This window comes from Pontibacter sp. HJ8 (assembly GCF_054824225.1).
In genome coordinates, this window is the sequence record NZ_JSYF01000389.1 from 1 (window position 1) to 19,722 (window position 19,722).

Genomic DNA, 19,722 nt, shown 5'->3' on the forward strand with positions numbered 1-19,722 from the left:
CATGTCGTGTGGAAAAGAAACTGGTGATATGACCTCAAAAACGACTCCCAATCCGATAACCGGAACCTGGCAGTTGATGGAGGCCACGCTAATAGAGAAAGGCGATACCACTGTAACGAATTACACCAAAGATGTATCCTTTATAAAGATCATCAATGAAACCCACTTTGCCTTTTTACAGCATGATCTTACTAAAGGCAAAGATTCTGCTATTTTTGTTTCCGGAGGAGGCCCTTATTCGCTCAAAGACAGTTTGTACACAGAACATCTGGAATATTGCAGTGCCCGGGAATGGGAGGGGAACGATTTCACCTTTACGATTGCTCTGAAGGGGGATACACTCATTCAAAAGGGAGTAGAAAAAGTGGTAAGCGCAGGGGTAGACAGACTAAATATTGAAACCTATATCAAAGTAAAAGAATAACTTCTTGCAACCATACCTGATTAATAATCAGGCACTTTATAACCCTGTCTTTTACACTAGCCAACATTCCCGATCACTGTTCCTGGTGTGTATAGCAGGAACTGCACAACACATAACACACCCTGAGTTTGATTCAATCAATACCACTCGAAAGCAAGTTCTTTCTCCCTTTCGATCGATCCATAGCGGCTTACAGATTGCCAGAAAAGTTCACCTACCCGTTCGAATATGAGCCGCACCCGCTCTGCCTGCTGGCATCCGAAGAACTCCAGTTGCACCTCCAAAACCAGAATGAATGGGACCACAACTTCGGCTTAGAGGCAGGAAAAGAAGGAGCCGTCATTGGAAAGATGTTTGGCGTGCTGGTAGTCAGAACAGCACAACATAAAGTGGGTTATCTGGCTGCTTTTTCAGGGAAATTAGCGGGTGGCTACCACCATGCTAAATTCGTACCACCTGTTTTTGACAGTCTGACAGAAGGCAGCTTCCTGAACAAAGGAATGACGGAGCTGACGCGCATCAATCAGGAAATAAAAGCACTTGAAGGGCAGCTATGTACAGATGAAAACCGGATGAGACTTGCTTTGCTTCTGAATCTGCGCAAAACAAACTCTATCGCGCTTCAGGGCAAACTCTTCGACCACTACCATTTCCTGAACCAAGCGGGGGAAGAAAAAAGCTTACGCGACATTTTCCTAAACACGACCAACAACAATCCGCCTGCTGGAGCCGGAGAATGTGCTGCTCCGAAGCTCCTGCAGCACGCGTTCCAACACGACATGACACCCATAGCCATGGCAGAATTCTGGTGGGGATTATCCCCTAAATCTGATTTCTGGAAACATGGCCACTTTTACCCGGCCTGCCGGGAGAAATGCGCGCCGATCTTGTCCCACATGCTGGAAGCCATCGAGCTGGATGAAAAACCGGAATAACTTTCCTGTAAAAACAAAAGCCCCTTCTGCTCTTATCGAACAGAAGGGGCTTTTTTATGCTTTAGCTGGTGCTGTTGTTACTCGCTTACTGATTCAGCCAGTACAATGATCTTGTTGTTCAGCACTTCTACCACACCACCATCCACGATAAAGAACTCTTGTCCTTGTTTGGTGGTGATACGGATTCTGCCGCTTTCCATGGTGCTGATAAGGGGGGCGTGCGAGTTCAGCACTTCAAACGAACCGTTGGTTCCAGGAAACTGAGCTGCCTCTACCTCACCGGCAAAAACCTTTTTATCAGGTGTGATTATTTCTAAATACATCTTCTGAGTCTTGAGTCACGAGTTCTGAGTTTTGAGTTATACCCGAAAACTCGAGACTCAGAACTCAGAACTCAGAACTTGTTTAACCTATTTTGCTGCTTCAGCCATCATCTTCTCACCTTTTGCTACGGCGTCTTCAATGGTACCTACCAGGTTGAAGGCTGCCTCAGGCAGGTGATCGTACTTACCGTCCATGATCTCGTTGAAGCCACGGATGGTCTCTTTGATGTCTACAAGAACTCCTTTCAGACCGGTGAACTGCTCTGCAACGTGGAAAGGCTGAGACAGGAAACGCTGCACACGGCGCGCTCTGTGTACCACCTGCTTATCTTCTTCAGAAAGTTCGTCCATACCCAGGATGGCGATGATGTCCTGAAGTTCTTTGTAACGCTGCAGAATCTCTTTCACGCGCTGTGCTGTACCGTAGTGGGCTTCGCCCAGCACGTCGGCAGACAGGATACGGGAAGTAGAGTCCAGTGGATCCACCGCCGGGTAGATACCCAACTCGGCAATCTTACGGGAAAGTACTGTGGTAGCGTCCAAGTGAGCGAAAGTCGTCGCCGGAGCCGGGTCAGTCAAGTCATCCGCAGGTACGTAAACGGCCTGTACGGATGTAATGGATCCACGCTTAGTAGACGTGATACGCTCCTGCATGGCACCCATTTCAGTTGCCAGCGTTGGCTGGTAACCTACTGCTGATGGCATACGACCTAATAGAGCTGATACTTCAGAACCTGCCTGAGTAAAGCGGAAGATGTTGTCGATAAAGAACAGGATGTCACGGCCTGCACCAGTACCATCACCGTCACGGAAGTTTTCCGCTACAGTAAGACCAGACAGGGCCACACGTGCACGGGCCCCAGGAGGCTCGTTCATCTGACCGAACACAAGTGTCGCCTGCGACTTCTCAAGTTCTGCCATGTCTACTTTCGTCAGATCCCATCCGCCGGACTCCATGGAGTGCTTAAACTCGGCACCGTAACGGATAATGTCTGACTCAAGGAATTCACGAAGTAAGTCGTTTCCTTCGCGCGTACGCTCACCAACACCGGCAAACACAGAAAGACCGGAATAGGCCTTGGCAATGTTGTTTACCAGCTCCATGATCAATACGGTCTTACCTACCCCGGCACCACCGAAAAGACCAATTTTACCACCTTTCACATAAGGCGCTAACAGGTCGATTACTTTAATACCGGTATAGAGGATTTCAGAAGAAGTTGCAAGTTCTTCGAAAAGAGGCGCAGCACGGTGAATTGGCAGACGCGTAGTAGTAGCGGGCTGCGGTATACCATCAATTGCTTCGCCGATTACGTTGAACAGACGGCCATTAATGGCATTTCCAGTTGGCATAGTGATCGGGCCACCCAGGTCATTTACCTGTGCACCACGTGTAAGGCCTTCTGTAGAGTCCATTGCAATGGTACGTACACGATCTTCGCCGAGGTGCTGCTGCACTTCCAGCACGATGCGCTGGCCGCTTTCTTTTATTACCTCAAGCGCATCGAGGATATTTGGTAGTTTTGCGTTTTCACCCGCAAAGCTAACGTCCACCACCGGACCGATAACTTGGGTAATTCTGCCAATATTCGCCATTTGACTTTTTATATTGATTAACTATTATAACGGAGCTATTTCAGGGTGCAAAACTAATGTATAAAAGGGACAATTCCATACAACACCCCAAAAAGTTTTAACCTACTCAAAACCAGAGCATAGCGCACAAGATACAAATAAAGCCGGAGATGCAGGTATAACAGGGGGTTTATCTCTGGCAAGGCCTGTGATTTGCGCTGGAGTTGGCCACCTGACAGCAGATCCTTTTTATTCTTAATTCACTACCCATTCTAGCGCACTCGCTCGCCTCAGGCGCGTGTGAGGCATTGGGCCTCTTCTGTTCCTACCGGCCGGCACGTGTGGCGTGATACCCCATGATAGCCTTCGATTTCTCGGATTTCCCAATTTGCATTCCATGGCTTGCACGAGACAGGTATAGCGGGGATTAGGAAATCCCCTACAGGTTACTTTCGGACTGGGAAGTCCGAAAGAACCGATAAAGGTATGGACTACACATTCGCGCCAGGTGTGTCATTCGTGCACGGGAATTTCAACGAGCAAACGCCCCTCTCCTGCTGCTGCAATATTTTTATGCCTTTTAAACTTTGGAGCAGCCAGACAGTCTATACCCTTGCACAGCCAGAAATACACAGTACGTACAGCCTTGCTGTAACATTACCTGTACCTGCCTGTAACAGCTGTTATTTTTTTACTTATTTGCACCCTATTATCTTAACTACCCAACTAACCTTTTCATGAAGAAAATTTACCTGATCGCTATGCTGCTCATAGCGGGCATCGGGGTGCAGGCTCAACCTGCAGCGCCGGCCAAAGGGAATTACCAGTTAGCTTCCCGCTTTTCACCCAAAAAACTGGAAAAACTCATTTTTACTACCACCCTTGATCCGCACTGGCTCAAAAACTCCGACCGCTTCTGGTACGAGTACGAGACCAGCAATGGCAAGAACTGGTACCTGGTAGACCCGGCTACTAAGTCGAAGAGGCTGATCTTTGACAATGCCAAGGTGGCTTCTGCTGTGACCATGATCGTGCAGGACGCTTTCGATGCACAGAACCTCCCGGTGCAGAATCTCAAATTCACGGAAGACGAAAAGAGCGTGCAGTTCGAGATCAAGAGCACCATCGACCAGGTGAAAAAGGACCGCCTGGACAAGAAGCTGGCGGACTCACTGGAAAAGAAAACCTTTTACTTCCAGTACAACCTGCAAACGGAGCAACTGGTAGAGCTAAAGGACTATGAGAAACCAAAGGCCAAGCCACGCTGGGCTTCCATCTCTCCGGACCAGTCGGTGGTTGTGTATGCCAAGGAGCATAACCTGTACTGGATGGACAAAGCCAACTATGAGAAGGCGCTGAAGAATGACAAGGACACCACCATCGTCGAGCACCAGCTCACCAAAGATGGCGTGGAGTATTATACCTATGGCGACTCACGTGGCGAAACAAATGTGGAGCGCGCGAAAAACAAAAAGAACCGCAAGCCGGCCTTTCTCCTCTGGTCACCGGATTCGAAGCACTTCACCATGATCCGTACCGACGAGCGCAAAGTGAAAGACCTGTGGGTGATCCACAACACGGCCCAAGGAAGACCTGCGCTGGAAACGTATAAATATCAGATGCCGGGCGAAAAGGAAGCGCCGATCCGGGAATTCCTGCTGTTTGATTTTGCTGCCAAAACCCAGAAAAAGATCAATGCCGCTGCTTTCAAAGACCAGGAGCTTTCACTCTGGTCTGCGCCTGCCCTGCAAAAGAGCCGCGACGATGAGAACCGGGCCAACCTCTGGCACGGCACCAACAGCAAACTCTACTTCACCCGCACCAGCCGCGACCTCAAAAAGATAGATGTTTGCGAACTCGATATTGCTTCAGGAAAAGTAACGCCCGTGATCCAGGAGCGCTTCAACACCTATGTGGAAGTAACACGCATTGGCCTGGTGAACGGCGGCAAGGAGATCATCCATTGGTCTGAGCGTGATGGCTGGGGCCACTTCTATCTTTATGACGGAGCAGGTAAACTCAAAAACAGAATCACCTCCGGCTCCTTCCACTCCGAAGACATTGTAGGGATTGACGAGAAAAACCGCGTGCTATACTTTACCGCCAATGGTCGTGAAGAAGGCGAAGACCCCTACCTGATGCACCTCTACCGCATCAATTTCGACGGCAGCGGCCTCGCTTTGCTCAACAAAGGCAACTTCGACAACAGCGCGAGCATGAACGATGGCAACAGCTACTTCGTGAACACGGCATCCAGGGTGAACACCGTGCCGATGACTGCTGTGTATAACAACAAAGGCCGCAAAGTGATGGACCTGGAGAAAGCGGACCTGAGCCGTCTGATGAGCACAGGCTATAAGTTCCCGGAGCCTTTCATGGTAAAAGCAGACGATGGCATCACCGATATTTATGGCGTGATGTACAAGCCGTTCGACTTTGACTCTACCAAGACTTACCCGATCATCGCGTACGTATACCCGGGTCCGCAGACAGAGGCGGTCAACAAAGCTTTCGGCCGCAGCATGGACCGCATCGACCGCTTGTCGCAACTAGGTTTTGTCGTGATCACGGTGGGTAACAGAGGCGGCCACCCGGCTCGCTCCAAGTGGTACCATACCTACGGCTACGGCAACCTGCGCGATTACGGCCTGGCCGACAAGAAATCGGCTATAGAGCAGCTGGCAGACCGCCACAAGTTCATCGATATCGACAGGGTAGGTATAACAGGGCACTCCGGTGGCGGCTTTATGTCGACGGCGGCCATGCTGGTATACCCTGATTTCTTCAAGGTAGCTGTTTCGGGCGCGGGCAACCACGAGAACAACATCTACAACCGCTGGTGGAGCGAGAAGCACCATGGCGTGAAAGAGGTCGTGACCCCGAAGGGAGATACGACGTTTGTATATGCCATCGAAAAGAACCCGGATCTGGCGCGCAACCTGAAAGGAAACCTGCTACTGGTGACCGGCGATGTGGACAACAACGTGCACCCGGCCAATACCATCCGCATGGCCAACGCGCTCATCAAAGCCAACAAGCGCTTCGACTTCATGCTGCTGCCTGGCCAGCGCCACGGCTTCGGCGATATGACGGAGTATTTCTTCTGGATGATGGGTGACTATTTCACCAGGCATCTTCTTGGCGACTTCTCCCAGCCTGTCGATATCAAGGAGATCAACCGGGAGGTAGAGAACGGGGGCGATAAAAAGCGCTCAGCAGCAGTAACTGCTCCTGACGAAGACTAAGCCAATGCTTACTTCCATAGTATATAAAAGGGCCGCCGGTGCATACCGGCGGCCCTTTTTGTTACGTTTGTTCGCTTCCTCTACGAAGGCAATTCAGGTATAGGCCGATGTTTTACAAAGCCTCCATACCTAAACGTATTCGTCAGATGCTTACAGCTCCAGCCTGACCACCCACCGACCTGGGTCCTTCACCACGAATCGTACTTCCCTGTCGTAGACAGCACTGTTCATTTTGTTTACAGCCTTAAAGCGAATGGATCCCTCGAACGGCAATTCAATATTATCAAATCCAAGAAAGTTGCCTCCTGACACCTGGGAACCGCTACTGCCTATCATTTGGAGATCATCCAGGGCACGCATTTTACTCCCCGACGACATCACCTCAATTTCGACATGATGCCCCTCATCCGTTCTACGGGCGATGGAAGCGCGTGATATCCCCAAGGTATAGGTGATCTTTGTTGTTTTCGAAGCCGGAGTTTTATCTGCTTTCTTCTTTTTCTTCTTCTTGTCGGCATCCCGTACATACGGCACCTTGGCCGTATCCTGGCTGGCAGTCACTAGCCCAGTACCGCCTGTAGTGTAAGGACGGTCAGGTTGCCTGGATGATTCAGAAAGGCTTGACTGGTAGAAGCCAAAACCTGTCAGCAACAAGATGGGAAATAAGTAAGCCGGTTTCATAAAGCAGAAGGATTAGTAGTATAAATTTACTGATAAATATAATCCCTCTAAGCTTCTTTTCCAACCAGAAGCAACTATTTATTTTACCATCAGGCAGGCACACCTATACCTTGTGTTTTTATCTGGAACATAGGCTTTCATTAGCAGCTAAATTATGAGATTTAAAGGTATAGCAAAGGCCAAAGCTGGTGAGCTGGAAGACCTGCAAGAACGATGAATCCGAAGATTACTGGATCTGGGCCCAGATAGCCCTGAATATTCTGAAGGCAAGTAATTTATGCATAATCTAAAAACTGTAATGGTATAAAGTAAAAGGTATCTGTATTGTCTAAAGCGCTTTCAGCATCTCGATCTGCTCGTCGTTGAGCAGGATATACCGGTTATTGAATGGATTGGCATAAAACTTCTCCGCTATGACATATTCTCCCGAGTCAAGCTTGTGAATGTTGTAACTGAAGAGACTATTGGCACGCTCGATCACCAGCTCAGATCGGCTGAGATCCAGGTGGCGTCCGCAGGTAGTCGTAATCATATCAGGATTGACAGTCATGGTAGAGAGAATCATATTCTAAGCTTTAGAAGACTACTTTACGCAGCAATGCTGCAATGGTGACAGACAATTCTCAGAAAAGCTTGGATATTTATCCACACCTTGCCACTTCGCCTGCGCCACAAACTTCCCTACCTGCCTGCTGATCGTGACGGAGAGGTTGCATTTGAGCAAAAACCGCAAGAAAGCTGTCTTCTTAATCTATAAGTTCCTACTTTTGTTTATCCGTTTACCTAAGCCAGACAAAACGTGGAACAAGAACTGACTACAGTAGAAACAGCACAGAAGCTCGGCCTTCTGGAAGAGGAATTTGAAAAGATCAAGCAAATATTAGGGCGCACCCCGAACTTCACAGAACTCAGTATATTTTCTGTTATGTGGTCGGAGCACTGCTCTTACAAGAACTCCATCGTCTGGCTCAAGACTTTGCCCAAGGACTCGCCGCGTATGCTGGCCAAGGCTGGCGAAGAGAATGCCGGCCTCGTGGACATCGGCGATGGCTACGCCTGTAGCTTCAAGATAGAATCACACAACCACCCTTCTGCCATTGAGCCTTATCAGGGCGCAGCGACCGGCGTGGGTGGTATCAACAGAGATATTTTCACGATGGGTGCCCGACCAATCGCGCAGCTTAACTCCCTCCGCTTCGGCAACCCGCGTTCAGAGAAAACACAGCGTCTTTTACGAGGTGTTGTGAAAGGCATCGGCGACTACGGCAATGCCTTCGGCATACCTACGGTGGGCGGCGAGCTTTTCTTTGACGAGTGCTACAACATCAACCCGCTGGTAAATGCCTTTTCGGCAGGTATCGTAAAAGTAGGCGAAACGGCTTCTGCCACTTCGTATGGAGTTGGCAACCCGGTGTTCATCGTGGGTTCTGCTACTGGCAAGGACGGTATACACGGTGCAGCCTTTGCTTCCAAAGACATTACCGAAGATTCGGCCAAAGACCTTCCTTCTGTTCAGGTAGGTGACCCCTTCCAGGAGAAATTGTTGCTGGAGGCGACGCTGGAGATCATTCAGTCCGGCCACGTGATCGGTATGCAGGACATGGGCGCTGCCGGCATCACCTGCTCCACTTCCGAGATGAGCGCCAAAGGCGAGCACGGCATGGATATCTGGCTGGACAAAGTGCCTACGCGTCAGGCGAACATGGTACCGTTCGAGATCCTGCTTTCCGAAAGCCAGGAGCGTATGCTGATCGTGATGAAGAAAGGCCATGAGGAGTCTATCAAAGCTATCTGCGACAAGTGGGACTTGTACTGCGAGCAGATTGGCGTGGTGACAGAAGGGGGTACCCTGCGCTACTACCTGGGCGGCGAACTGGTGGCTGAAGTTCCTGCCAACGACCTGGTACTGGGCGGTGGCGCTCCGGTTTATCACAGAGAGTACCGTGAACCGGCTTACTTTGCCGAATCCAAAAAATTCAACATCGACCAGGTAGCCGAGCCGGAAGATTACCAGGCCGTAGCTGAGTTCCTGGCCATGCACCCCAACATCGCTTCCAAGCGCTGGGTATACCGCCAGTACGACTCCATGGTAGGCACCGCCACCATGACGACCAATGCCCCTTCGGATGCTGCCCTGGTGAAAGTGAAAGGCACCAACAAGTCGATCGCCGTAACCGTGGACTGCAATAGCCGCTACGTATACGCAGACCCGGAAGAGGGAACGGCCATTGCGGTGGCCGAAGCTGCCCGTAACATCGTTTGCTCCGGCGCTGAGCCGGTAGCCATCACCAACTGCCTCAACTTCGGCAACCCTTACGTGCCAGAGGTATACTGGCACTTTGTGGGCGCCATCAAAGGCATGAGCAAGGCCTGCACCGCACTCGGTACACCGGTAACTGGCGGTAACGTGAGCTTCTACAACCAGTCTTCGGACGAAGGCCCGGTGTTCCCGACGCCTACGATTGGTATGCTGGGTATACTCGAAGATAAGAACAACAAAATGACACTGGCTTTCCAGAAGGCCGGCGATCTGATCTACCTGGTTGGAGATGCGCAGAACGACATCGCTTCATCGGAGTACCTGTACTCTTTCCACAACGTGAAGCTCTCCCCTGCCCCGCATTTCATTCTGGAAGAAGAAGTGAAGCTGCAGGATGCCATCCGGGAAGTGATCGCTCAAAGGTTGGTGCAGTCGGCACATGACGTGGCGGACGGTGGTCTGTACATCGCGCTGCTGGAGGCAGGTATGCCAAATGAACTTGGCTTTGATGTAGAGACGGACAAAAATTTCAGAAAAGACGCTTATTTATTTGGTGAGAGCCAGAGCCGTGTAGTGGTTTCTGTTTCGCCGGAGCAGCAGGCTGCTTTTGAGCAGGCCTTGCAAAATAAGGGCGTGAATTTCACGAATTTAGGTAAAGTAACAGCCCACGACTGTCACATCGACGGCGAGCTTTTCCATGCGGTGACGGTAGCCAAAAAGCACTATGACACAGCACTGGAGCAGATTTTGGACTAAATTATTTTAAATATTTTGCACCAAATGTTTGCAGTTTAAAATCGTCTACCTATCTTTGCAACATCAAACGACAACGGTGCTTCTGGCACGGAAGTTTAGTAGAGATTGTCCGATGGTGTAACTGGCAACACGTCTGATTTTGGTTCAGAAGAGTCCAGGTTCGAAACCTGGTCGGACAACTTTTAGAAGAGCAACACTCCCCATAGAGTGTTGCTCTTCTTGCTTTAGGCTCAGCTGTAACTAATTAAAAATCAGAAATATCAGGTGGCATGTTTCAGGAATTTTGTAGCTTTGCGGGCATAATAATCTAAACCTAACCCTACAACAATTAGCATTTAGCCGCATTATGCCACAGGTAAAAATTTTCGCTGGTTCCGCCTCCAAATACTTGGCCGAAAAAATAGCTGCCGCTTACGGCACTAAGCTCGGCGACCTTGAATTACAGCGTTTTAGCGATGGAGAAATGGCACCCCACTTCAATGAGTCGGTGCGTGGCGCAGAAGTATTCCTGGTACAGTCCACATTTCCGCCAGCCGACAACCTGATGGAACTCATGCTGATGGTCGACGCAGCCAAGCGTGCATCAGCACACAAAGTGATCGTCGTGATGCCGTACTACGGCTATGCCCGTCAGGACAGAAAAGACAAGCCCCGCGTTTCCATCGGTTCCAAAGTACTGGCCAACGCCATACAGTCCTGCGGCGCTGACCGCCTGATGACCTGCGACCTGCACGCCGGCCAGATCCAGGGCTTCTTCGACATCCCGGTAGACCACCTCGATGGTTCGGCCATTTTCGTGCCTTACCTGCGCAGCCTCAACCTGGGCTCGGACCTGATCTTCGCTTCTCCGGACGTAGGGGGTGTGGTAAGAACAAGAGCCTTCGCCAAAAACTTCGGTGCTGAGATGGTTGTCTGCGACAAACACCGCAAACGTGCCAATGAGATTGCCTCCATGCAGGTGATCGGTGACGTGGAAGGTATGGATGTGGTACTGGTGGATGACATGGTGGATACAGCCGGCACCATCACCCAGGCTGCTAAACTGCTCAAAGACAAAGGAGCTAAATCAGTAAGAGCGATCGCTACACACCCGGTTCTTTCCGGCCCGGCTTACGAGCGCATCGAGAACTCGGTACTGGAAGAACTGGTGGTATCCGACACGATTCCATTGCGTCAGGATTGCTCCAAAATCAAAGTGCTTTCTTTCTCCGAATTGTTTGCCCGCGCCATCAACAACGTGGTAACGCACGAGTCGATCAGCTCACTGTTTATTTAATTTAATTGTTGATGGCTGGTTGTTAATTGTTGTTCGCAATGATTGACAACCAGCATAAGATATAATATTGAAGCAGGTTTGGCAGGTAGTTAAAAATTGATTCTTGAGTTGGATTGTACTTTCCTAGAAAAAAACAATCAGCAATTCAACAATCAACAATTAAATTCCTACCTTTGTAGCCTGAAATTTTAACAAATTCATTTTTATGAAAACTTTAGAGATTATAGGGTTTAAAAGAGCAAATCTCGGCAAAGCGCAGACGAAAGAGCTGCGTAATGAGTCTTATGTACCAGGTGTATTATATGGCGGCGCTGAGCAAATTCACTTCTACGCACCAGCTATCCTGTTCAGAGACTTAGTTTATTCTCCAGTAGTATACGAAGTAGACCTGAATATCGAAGGCACGCACTACAGAGCGATCCTTCAGGACTTACAGTTCCACCCGGTGAACGAAATGTTGTTGCACGTTGACTTCCTGCTGTTACAGGATGACAAAGCAGTTAAGATCGACGTTCCGGTTAAATTTGTAGGCAACTCACCAGGTGTAATGGCCGGTGGTAAGCTTGTGACAAAACTGCGTAAGCTGAAGATCAAAGCGCTTCCTGCTAACCTGCCAGACGCAATCGAGGTGGACATCTCTGAGCTGGAACTTGGTAAGTCTATCAAAGTAAGCAAAATTGCGAAAGGTGACTACGAGATCCTGACCAACTCACTTGCGCCGGTAGCAACTGTTACTATTCCACGTGCTCTTAAGAGTGCACAGGCTGAAGAAACCCGCGGTAAGAAGTAATCCTTACGGCTTCAAAAGCAATCTGAATCCTGTCCTGCTCCGAGCAGGGCAGGATTTTTGTTTTTAATTAAAGGTTAAACTGTTTAATTGTTAAATGGCTAAATTGCTTTTTCAATACCATACCACGCCAATCAATACTTTAACAATTGAGCAATTCAACAATCCAGAACATAAAACAATGGCTTGGCTTTCGTGAAGAAGCAGTAGCCATTACCGAAGATACCAGTATGAAATACCTGATCGTGGGCCTCGGCAATATAGGTCCTGAGTATGCAGAGACGCGTCACAACATTGGCTTTATGGTGCTGGACTACCTGGCAAAGAAATTTGATGGAAAGTTTGAGGTGGGCCGGCATGCCTTCGTTGCGGAGATCAAGAGCAAAGGACGCACCTATGTGCTGGTAAAGCCTACCACCTACATGAACCTGAGCGGCAAGGCAGTAGGGCACTACCTGAATAGCCTGAAGCTCACGCCGGACCAGATGATGGTGATCACCGATGACATTGCCTTACCATTCGGGAAACTGCGCATACGGGCCAAAGGCAGTGCCGGCGGCCACAATGGTCTCAAGCACATCGAGCAGACGCTGGGGCACAACAACTACCCACGACTGCGTTTTGGTGTCGGCGACTCTTTCCACAAAGGCAAACAGGTAGATTATGTGCTCAGCACCTTCAGCGACGACGAAAAGGCAGAACTGCAAACCATCATTGAGAAGGCTGCGGACTCGGCTATCGCCTTTGGCAGTATCGGCCTGGAGCGCACCATGAACCAGTATAATACGAAGTAAGCAACCTACCATGGATCTACTTTTCCTGACCTTCGGCGCCAACATCAAGAACCACTACCAGGCCAACTTCTGCATGCTTTCTTTTCTGCAGCAGCGGGAGCAGGTGAACTCTATCCACATGTACACCGATCATCCGGAGTTCTATACCCACCTCGGCAAGTTTGTGAACGTGGTGCCGGTGACGGAACAGTTGTTACAGGAATGGAAAGGCGAGCATGACTTTTTCTGGCGTGTCAAGATCAAGGCGATCGAAGACTTTATGCTGAAAAACGGCCGACACCCGGTCGTATACCTGGATACGGATACGTTCCTGCACCACGACCTGCAAAGCTTTCAGCAACTGCTCGCACAAGGTATAGCGCTGATGCATGAGCAGGAAGGGAAGCTCTCGGAGCTCGGCAGCAAAACCGAAAAAACGATGTGGAGCCAGGTGCAGCACAAAGCTTTCGGCGGCGTGATTATCGACAACGGCAGCAGCATGTGGAATGCCGGCGTGGTGGCTATACCTGCCCAGAAGAACCTGGAGGCCATCCGGCTGGCGCTGCAGATTTGTGATGACATGTGTGCCGCCGGCGTGACGAGGCGCCTGATCGAGCAGTTCGCCATCTCAGTCGCGCTGGACAAAACGTACGGCCTGCAAGCCGCCAGCCCCTGGATCGGCCATTACTGGTCTACCAAAGAGGACTGGAACGAAGCCATCACCGCCTTTTTCCTGGAGTCGTTGCTCAAGTCCTATACCCTGGAGCAGGACATCCGGCGGATGGCCAGCTTCGATTTCAGGCAACTTCCTATCCGAAAGAAGGTCAAAAACACGCGTATCCGGCTGCTCAGACTGGTAGACAAATTCTTCCCGATCCGGCCGGTCTCTTTTGTAGAAAAGTAAGCAACAGGATAAACCCTCACCAATGGCAGGTATAGCTGGCTCTCTTACGGAGAAAACAAGGTATACCTTGCTTAAACTTGCCGGGGCCACTACCACCAACACATCATGAAACGCCTACTCCTGCTCTACCGCAATGCCTTCGGAGGCCTCTCCCGCCCAGCCTGGATGATGTCGCTGGTGATGTTCATCAACCGGAGCGGCGCCATGGTGACGCCTTTCCTGGCCGTATACCTGACAGAGGTGCTGGACTATCCGCTGAAGGAAGCCGGCATGATCCTGAGTATTTACGGCCTGGGCTCCGTATGCGGCTCTTTCCTGGGGGGCTGGCTCACCGACCGCGTGGGCCACTTCAAAGTACAGTTCCTGAGCCTGACACTGGGTGGCAGCTTGTATTTTGTACTGCTCAACCTGCGCCAGTTCGAATACATGGCAGCAGGCGTCTTCATCCTCAGCCTGGTGAACGATACCTTGCGGCCTGCCAACTCGGCCTCTATCGCCCACTATGCCAAACCGGAGAATGTAACCCGCGCTTTCTCGCTCAACCGCATGGCCCTGAACCTGGGTTTTTCAATTGGCCCGGCGCTGGGCGGCTTTCTGGCAGCTATCTCTTACCGCTGGTTGTTCATTGCGGATGGCGCAACGTGTGTGGCCGCCGGCATCTTCTTCTACTTCTACTTCCGCAAGCAACAGGGACACAGCCCGCAGCGCCGGAAAAAACAAATCACGACAGACGCTTCTCCCCGTTCGCCTTACAAGGATGTGCCCTTCCTTATTTTTACGGTGTTGTGCTGCTGCTTTGCATCCATTTTCTTTCAGTTCATCACCACGCTCCCGCTCTACTACCGCCAGGCATACGACCTGTCCGAAAGAGGTATAGGCAGCCTGCTTGCCCTGAATGGCTTCATCGTTTTCCTGCTGGAGATGATCGCAGTATACCTGATCGGGGACAAAGTAAGGAAATCGGTGTTGATCGTGACCGGTATGCTGATCCTGGGAGCGTCGTTTGTGCTTCTGAACCTGTTCCAGCAGGTAAGTGTGCTCTACGTGGCCATGCTGCTGCTCAGTATTGCCGAAATCCTGGCGATGCCGTTCATGGCCACCATTGCCGTAGAACGCTCTACAGAAAGCAACCGGGGCTCTTATATGGGGCTCTATACCATCTCCTACTCGGCCGCACACGTGGTGGCTCCTTACCTGGGCATGACCATCGTATCCAATCATGGCTTTGCTACCTTGTGGTGGAGCGTGGGGGCTTTGTCGGTGCTGACGGCGATAGGGCTTTACTGGGTCGTGCAGCTGATGGAGCAGCAACGGATGAAAGGACAGCCTGTTGTAGCGGCAGGTGAGGCCGGCGTGGTCATTGGCTAACGGGTCTTGTCTCAGGTATAGCGGTGTAATTTTTGGCTCCTACACAAAAGCCTGTTATGTAGCTAAAACACTTTTCTCTGCTTCCGCTGCCCTGTAAAAGATGCGCAGCATGCTGTCGCCGCCGTGTGGAACGATACGGCCAGGGTATGGCGCATGCACCGGATGCAACGCCTGGCGGTACCGGTCTTTGAGCGCCAACGCCTGCTCTTCATGCAGCTGCATACCCGCAGCATACCCTTCTATGTCGTTGAACTGAAGGGCGGCAAGCTGACAATGCTGGCGCATGACCGGGGTGTTTCCTGAAGCTATATAAACTCCATACTCTGACAGCATACCTTCTCGTCACGGCAACAGAATCAAAGCAAATACTGCCAGCTGCCCCATTGTTCGGGATGTAGTTTTAATTCTGAAAATCAGCCTCTATCACCTCATCGGCAAAGACTAGAAAAGCAATTGTTGCACCTCTTCTTCTGATAATGGAGCCTCTTGTTCACCAGCTTTTGCCCTTCGAAACCGCAATCAGAGAACAGAGCGGGCTTCCTTTCCCAAAGCCTTTCGGCAGTGGCTGCCCCAAATCAGAGCGCTACTAAAAAAACCTGTCCGTCTGCTAAGTAAGCTGCTTTTATGTAGAAATAAACTGCTTTATACTTTAACTTTATCAATACCAAAGAAAGCACCCCGGTTTAGTTTTACTTTCCGAAAAGCAAGTAAACATATCCCTGCACCCTTTGATTTCAGCTGTATTCCTAACGCTACAACGCCATGATCGAAATAGATATTCTGGATAAAGCAAACGCCTTTGTGGGACATAAACTCCCGACAGAAGGCGCCCCTGAGACAGATGGCTTTGACCTGCAGCATACCCGGACATTGGTTTCGGTGGCAGAGGCCATCAGCAGATTTTGTGACTTCAATGAGGCCGATACCAGGCTGCTGCTGCTGGCCGCCTGGCTCCACGACCTCTATTGCGATGAGTCGGGAGAACTTTTGGAGGAGCAGAAAATAGCACCGGTTACGGAGTTCCTGGTGAGCTGTGGCCTGTCCAAAGCCGAGATATTGAGAATATCCCAGAGCATCGCCGCCACGCGTTACCCGCAACAGCCTCAGGATCTGCTGGAAGAAGCCCTCTGCGACGCAGTGGCCAGTTTTCTGGCGGCGGATGACTATGTGGAGAAGGCCGAAAAGAAAGCGGCGGATGCGAGCACCAAAATTGGCCAGTACGCCTGGATTGACCAGCATTTAGTGCTGCTGAAAAAACATTATTATTTTACCAAGTATGCCAAACGCGCCTTTTCGGACGGCAAAGAAAATAACCTGAAGCTCTTAAAGAAAAAGCGGAAGGAGCTCAGCAAAGACAACGCGGAGCTGGAGGAGCTCTGGGAGGAAAACAAAGATTTGAAGAAAGAGCTGCGGAAGGAAAAAGAACAAAAAGTGAGCAAGGGGATCGAAACCATGTTCCGGACAACGATGGCCAGTCATCTGCAGCTGAGTGTGATCGCCGACAACAAAGCCAACATGCTTATCTCGGTCAACGCCATCATCGCTTCTATTATGATTTCGTCCTTTTTCAGCAAATTTCAGGATGTGCCGCATCTGCTGCTCCCTTCCATCCTGCTCACCGTGGTTTGCCTGGTGACGGTTATCCTGGCCATACGCTCCACCCGGCCTAATATCAAGAAAGCAGCTATACCTGAAAACAAGATAGACTTCCTGTTTTTCGGAGACTTTATTCAGCTGGATGCCTATACCTACCGCGATGGCATTCGCAACATCATGCGGGACCATAACCTGCTCTACAACAGCATGGCCGATAATATTTACCTGCAGGGAAAAGTGCTGTCCAGAAAGTATCGTTTGCTGAAGCTGGCCTATACTGTTTTTGCGCTCGGAATCGGAGCCGTTCTCATCAGTTATATCCTTGCCTGGTTGTTCTTTGACCGGGGATGAAGGTGAGAAAATCCATCTGCTATACCTGACGGATCAATCCCTTTTGAATCAGCAAAGACCATTACACGAAAAAACCTCACCTGCCCGAAGACATGTGAGGTTTTTCTTTTGATACGAACTCTGATTTAGCTTACCGTACCGCCGTTCGATACCGCTTTGCCCGGCTGCACAAACGCCAGCGAACCATCTGCATGCTCGGCCATCAGAATCATACCCTGGCTCGTAATGCCTTTGATCTCGCGTGGCGCCAAGTTCACCAGTATGCTTACCTGCTGCCCGATGATCTCCTCCGGGTTAAAGAACTCGGCTATACCGCTTACCACCGTACGCTGGTCTATACCTGTATCGATCTTCAGTTTCAGGAGCTTCTTGGTTTTGGCTACCTTTTCCGCTTCTATAATCGTACCGATGCGGATATCCATTTTAGAGAAATCTTCAAAGGAGATGTTCTCTTTGGCAGGCTCTACCACGGCGTTTGCCGCTTCGTTCGCTTTTTTGGTATCCAGCAGTTTCTGTACCTGCGCCTCTACGGCCGCGTCTTCTATCTTCTCAAACATCAGTTCCGGCTTCCCGATCACGTGACCGGCCGGCAGCAGCTCTGCGGCGCCGGCATCCGCCCACATGCCCGGGTTCAGGCTCAGCATGGTGCGTAGCTTGGCAGCAGACTCCGGCAGGAATGGCTCCATCAGAATGCTCAGGCTACCCGAGATCTGCAAGGCGATGTTCATGATCGTTTTGACACGCTCCTCATCCGTCTTGATCAGTTTCCAGGGCTCCGTATCGGCCAGGTACTTATTGCCCAGGCGCGCCAGGTTCATCAGCTCGCTCAGCGCATCGCGGAAGCGGTACCGTTCAATGTAGGTCGCAATCACCAGGGGCATCCCTTCCAGCACGCCCAGCACTTCCTTGTCGTATTCGTGCAGGTCGTTGGTGGCGGGCACCTCCCCGTTGTAGTACTTCTGCGTGAGCACCACAGCACGGTTGATGAAGTTCCCCAGTATAGCCAGCAGTTCGTTGTTGTTGCGGGCCTGGTAGTCTTTCCAGGTAAAGTCGTTGTCTTTCGATTCGGGAGCGTTGGCACACAGGGTATAGCGCAGCACATCGCCTTTGCCCGGAAACTCCTCCAAGTATTCGTGCAGCCATACCGCCCAGTTGCGGGACGTGGAGATCTTGTCACCTTCCAGGTTCAGGAACTCGTTGGCCGGCACATTGTCAGGCAGCACGTAGTCGCCGTGCGCCTTCAGCATCGCCGGGAAGATGATGCAATGGAATACGATGTTGTCTTTGCCGATGAAGTGTACCAGCTTCGTCTCCGGGTCTTTCCAGTAGGTCTCCCACTCCGGTGTGAGGTCTTTGGTGGCAGAGATGTAACCGATAGGCGCATCGAACCAAACGTACAGCACTTTGCCTTCGGCGCCTTGTACCGGCACCGGCACGCCCCAGTCGAGGTCGCGGGTAACGGCGCGTGGCTGCAACCCCTGGTCGATCCAGCTTTTGCACTGCCCGTATACGTTCGGCTTCCAGTCGCTCTTATGCCCTTCCACGATCCACTCACGTAGCCAGGGCTCATATTCGTTCAGGGGGAGGTACCAGTGCTTGGTCTCACGCATGACGGGCACCGCGCCGCTCAGCGTGCTTTTCGGGTTGATCAGGTCGGTGGCATTAAGGGAAGTACCGCAATTCTCGCACTGGTCACCGTAGGCATTCTCGTTGCCGCATTTGGGGCAGGTACCTACGATGTAACGGTCCGCCAGGAACTGCTGGGCCTTTTCGTCGAAGTACTGCTGGGTGGTCTGCTCAATGAATTTGCCGTCTTCGTAGAGCTTCAGGAAAAAATCAGAAGCTGTTTCATGATGCGTCTGAGAAGAGGTACGGGAGTAGATGTCGAAGGACACATTGAAGTCCTGGAAGGACTTCTTGATCAGTTCGTGGTACTTATCCACTGCCTGCTGCGGGGTTATACCTTCTTTTTTGGCACGTATCGTGATCGGCACCCCGTGCTCATCCGAGCCACAGATAAATTTAACGTCCCTGCCCTGCAAGCGCAGGTAGCGTACATAAATGTCGGCAGGCAGGTATACGCCCGCCAGGTGACCAATGTGCACCGGACCGTTGGCATAAGGCAGCGCTGCCGTTACCGTATATCGTTTATAGTTTTCAGCCATAAGTTCTATTTGAAAAGACAAATATACGAAGAGAGAACGGATTGCACGGCAATCGCCTGCTATTCCAAAAAAATGGCCCGTTTCACCTGACCCCTCTGCTCCTTATCCGTAAACGGTAAACTACCTGCACCGGATATAGATACAAACCGGGCGGTATAAAAGGGCCCGGGTTTGGGCCCGTTCAGGTAAAGCCCATGCCTGCCAAGGAGTGCTGCTATACCTGTAAAACTACCATCTAATCATCCTAAGCGTATGAAGAACGAAAATAACGTGCACGAAAAGAAGAGCGACAGCGGTCATTTG

At 50.8% G+C, this 19,722-nt stretch carries 16 protein-coding genes and 1 tRNA gene; 11 read left to right on the forward strand and 6 right to left on the reverse strand.

Going from position 1 to position 19,722, the window contains the following annotated elements; translation table 11 throughout:
- The first annotated feature begins 1 nt into the window (after position 1).
- Positions 2 to 424, forward strand: coding sequence for a hypothetical protein (locus tag OB13_RS16170; RefSeq protein WP_461491214.1), 423 nt, complete (start codon positions 2 to 4; stop codon positions 422 to 424).
- A gap of 128 nt (positions 425 to 552) precedes the next feature.
- Positions 553 to 1,359 (forward strand): pseudouridylate synthase, encoded by an 807-nt coding sequence (locus tag OB13_RS16175; protein WP_461491215.1) that lies wholly within the window; start codon positions 553 to 555, stop codon positions 1,357 to 1,359.
- 77 nt (positions 1,360 to 1,436) lie between these two features.
- Here OB13_RS16175 and atpC read toward each other — a convergent pair whose 3' ends face one another.
- The gene (gene atpC, locus OB13_RS16180; RefSeq protein WP_461491216.1) at positions 1,437 to 1,682 is read right to left on the reverse strand and encodes an ATP synthase F1 subunit epsilon; all 246 of its coding nucleotides are present in this window, start codon (positions 1,680 to 1,682) and stop codon (positions 1,437 to 1,439) included.
- 87 nt (positions 1,683 to 1,769) lie between these two features.
- On the reverse strand, positions 1,770 to 3,278 hold the full coding sequence (gene atpD / locus OB13_RS16185; RefSeq protein ID WP_461491217.1) for a F0F1 ATP synthase subunit beta: 1,509 nt from the start codon (positions 3,276 to 3,278) through the stop codon (positions 1,770 to 1,772).
- A 716-nt stretch (positions 3,279 to 3,994) separates the two neighbouring features.
- On the opposite strand from atpD, the gene OB13_RS16190 reads away from it, so the two are divergent.
- Positions 3,995 to 6,502 carry a S9 family peptidase gene (locus OB13_RS16190; protein ID WP_461491218.1) on the forward strand — a complete coding sequence of 836 codons (2,508 nt, stop codon included), beginning with the start codon at positions 3,995 to 3,997 and terminating at the stop codon, positions 6,500 to 6,502.
- Positions 6,503 to 6,652: 150 nt separating this feature from the next.
- On the opposite strand, the gene OB13_RS16195 is transcribed toward OB13_RS16190, so the two are convergent.
- Both OB13_RS16195 and OB13_RS16200 read right to left on the reverse strand, forming a co-directional pair.
- Complete coding sequence (locus OB13_RS16195) at positions 6,653 to 7,183, reverse strand: hypothetical protein (RefSeq protein ID WP_461491219.1); 531 nt, start codon at positions 7,181 to 7,183, stop codon at positions 6,653 to 6,655.
- Positions 7,184 to 7,511: 328 nt separating this feature from the next.
- Entirely contained in the window at positions 7,512 to 7,748 is a 237-nt protein-coding gene (locus OB13_RS16200) for a hypothetical protein (RefSeq protein WP_461491220.1), read from the reverse strand.
- A 234-nt stretch (positions 7,749 to 7,982) separates the two neighbouring features.
- On the opposite strand from OB13_RS16200, the gene purL reads away from it, so the two are divergent.
- The 7 genes from purL (at position 7,983) to OB13_RS16235 (ending at position 15,307) form a co-directional block, all read left to right on the forward strand.
- Positions 7,983 to 10,199, forward strand: coding sequence for a phosphoribosylformylglycinamidine synthase subunit PurL (gene purL, locus OB13_RS16205; protein ID WP_461491221.1), 2,217 nt, complete (start codon positions 7,983 to 7,985; stop codon positions 10,197 to 10,199).
- 106 nt (positions 10,200 to 10,305) lie between these two features.
- Positions 10,306 to 10,378, forward strand: a tRNA-Gln gene (locus tag OB13_RS16210).
- A 167-nt stretch (positions 10,379 to 10,545) separates the two neighbouring features.
- Positions 10,546 to 11,475, forward strand: a complete 930-nt coding sequence (locus OB13_RS16215) for a ribose-phosphate pyrophosphokinase (RefSeq protein WP_461491222.1) — start codon at positions 10,546 to 10,548, stop codon at positions 11,473 to 11,475.
- A 205-nt stretch (positions 11,476 to 11,680) separates the two neighbouring features.
- Positions 11,681 to 12,265 (forward strand): 50S ribosomal protein L25/general stress protein Ctc, encoded by a 585-nt coding sequence (locus tag OB13_RS16220; RefSeq protein ID WP_461491223.1) that lies wholly within the window; start codon positions 11,681 to 11,683, stop codon positions 12,263 to 12,265.
- Between the two features lie 227 nt (positions 12,266 to 12,492).
- Complete coding sequence (gene pth / locus OB13_RS16225) at positions 12,493 to 13,056, forward strand: aminoacyl-tRNA hydrolase (RefSeq protein WP_461491229.1); 564 nt, start codon at positions 12,493 to 12,495, stop codon at positions 13,054 to 13,056.
- Between the two features lie 10 nt (positions 13,057 to 13,066).
- Complete coding sequence (locus tag OB13_RS16230; RefSeq protein ID WP_461491224.1) at positions 13,067 to 13,939, forward strand: hypothetical protein; 873 nt, start codon at positions 13,067 to 13,069, stop codon at positions 13,937 to 13,939.
- Positions 13,940 to 14,044: 105 nt separating this feature from the next.
- Positions 14,045 to 15,307, forward strand: coding sequence for an MDR family MFS transporter (locus OB13_RS16235; RefSeq protein WP_461491225.1), 1,263 nt, complete (start codon positions 14,045 to 14,047; stop codon positions 15,305 to 15,307).
- A gap of 54 nt (positions 15,308 to 15,361) precedes the next feature.
- On the opposite strand, the gene OB13_RS16240 is transcribed toward OB13_RS16235, so the two are convergent.
- Positions 15,362 to 15,592: a hypothetical protein gene (locus tag OB13_RS16240; protein WP_461491226.1), complete on the reverse strand. Its 231-nt coding sequence runs from the start codon at positions 15,590 to 15,592 to the stop codon at positions 15,362 to 15,364.
- A 477-nt stretch (positions 15,593 to 16,069) separates the two neighbouring features.
- Between OB13_RS16240 and OB13_RS16245 the strand changes: the two genes are divergently transcribed.
- Positions 16,070 to 17,254: a Pycsar system effector family protein gene (locus OB13_RS16245; RefSeq protein WP_461491227.1), complete on the forward strand. Its 1,185-nt coding sequence runs from the start codon at positions 16,070 to 16,072 to the stop codon at positions 17,252 to 17,254.
- A 125-nt stretch (positions 17,255 to 17,379) separates the two neighbouring features.
- Here OB13_RS16245 and metG read toward each other — a convergent pair whose 3' ends face one another.
- Complete coding sequence (metG, locus tag OB13_RS16250; protein WP_461491228.1) at positions 17,380 to 19,419, reverse strand: methionine--tRNA ligase; 2,040 nt, start codon at positions 19,417 to 19,419, stop codon at positions 17,380 to 17,382.
- Positions 19,420 to 19,722 lie beyond the last annotated feature (303 nt).

Coding starts and splice junctions, on each gene's coding strand:
- OB13_RS16215 (WP_461491222.1), top strand. CDS start 10,546: ATGCCACAGGTAAAAATTTTCGCTGGTTCCGCCTCCAAATACTTGGCC.
- OB13_RS16230 (WP_461491224.1), top strand. CDS start 13,067: ATGGATCTACTTTTCCTGACCTTCGGCGCCAACATCAAGAACCACTAC.
- OB13_RS16220 (WP_461491223.1), top strand. CDS start 11,681: ATGAAAACTTTAGAGATTATAGGGTTTAAAAGAGCAAATCTCGGCAAA.
- atpC (WP_461491216.1), bottom strand. CDS start 1,682: ATGTATTTAGAAATAATCACACCTGATAAAAAGGTTTTTGCCGGTGAG.
- OB13_RS16235 (WP_461491225.1), top strand. CDS start 14,045: ATGAAACGCCTACTCCTGCTCTACCGCAATGCCTTCGGAGGCCTCTCC.
- pth (WP_461491229.1), top strand. CDS start 12,493: ATGAAATACCTGATCGTGGGCCTCGGCAATATAGGTCCTGAGTATGCA.
- OB13_RS16170 (WP_461491214.1), top strand. CDS start 2: ATGTCGTGTGGAAAAGAAACTGGTGATATGACCTCAAAAACGACTCCC.
- OB13_RS16190 (WP_461491218.1), top strand. CDS start 3,995: ATGAAGAAAATTTACCTGATCGCTATGCTGCTCATAGCGGGCATCGGG.
- OB13_RS16200 (WP_461491220.1), bottom strand. CDS start 7,748: ATGATTCTCTCTACCATGACTGTCAATCCTGATATGATTACGACTACC.
- OB13_RS16240 (WP_461491226.1), bottom strand. CDS start 15,592: ATGCGCCAGCATTGTCAGCTTGCCGCCCTTCAGTTCAACGACATAGAA.
- OB13_RS16245 (WP_461491227.1), top strand. CDS start 16,070: ATGATCGAAATAGATATTCTGGATAAAGCAAACGCCTTTGTGGGACAT.
- OB13_RS16195 (WP_461491219.1), bottom strand. CDS start 7,183: ATGAAACCGGCTTACTTATTTCCCATCTTGTTGCTGACAGGTTTTGGC.
- atpD (WP_461491217.1), bottom strand. CDS start 3,278: ATGGCGAATATTGGCAGAATTACCCAAGTTATCGGTCCGGTGGTGGAC.
- metG (WP_461491228.1), bottom strand. CDS start 19,419: ATGGCTGAAAACTATAAACGATATACGGTAACGGCAGCGCTGCCTTAT.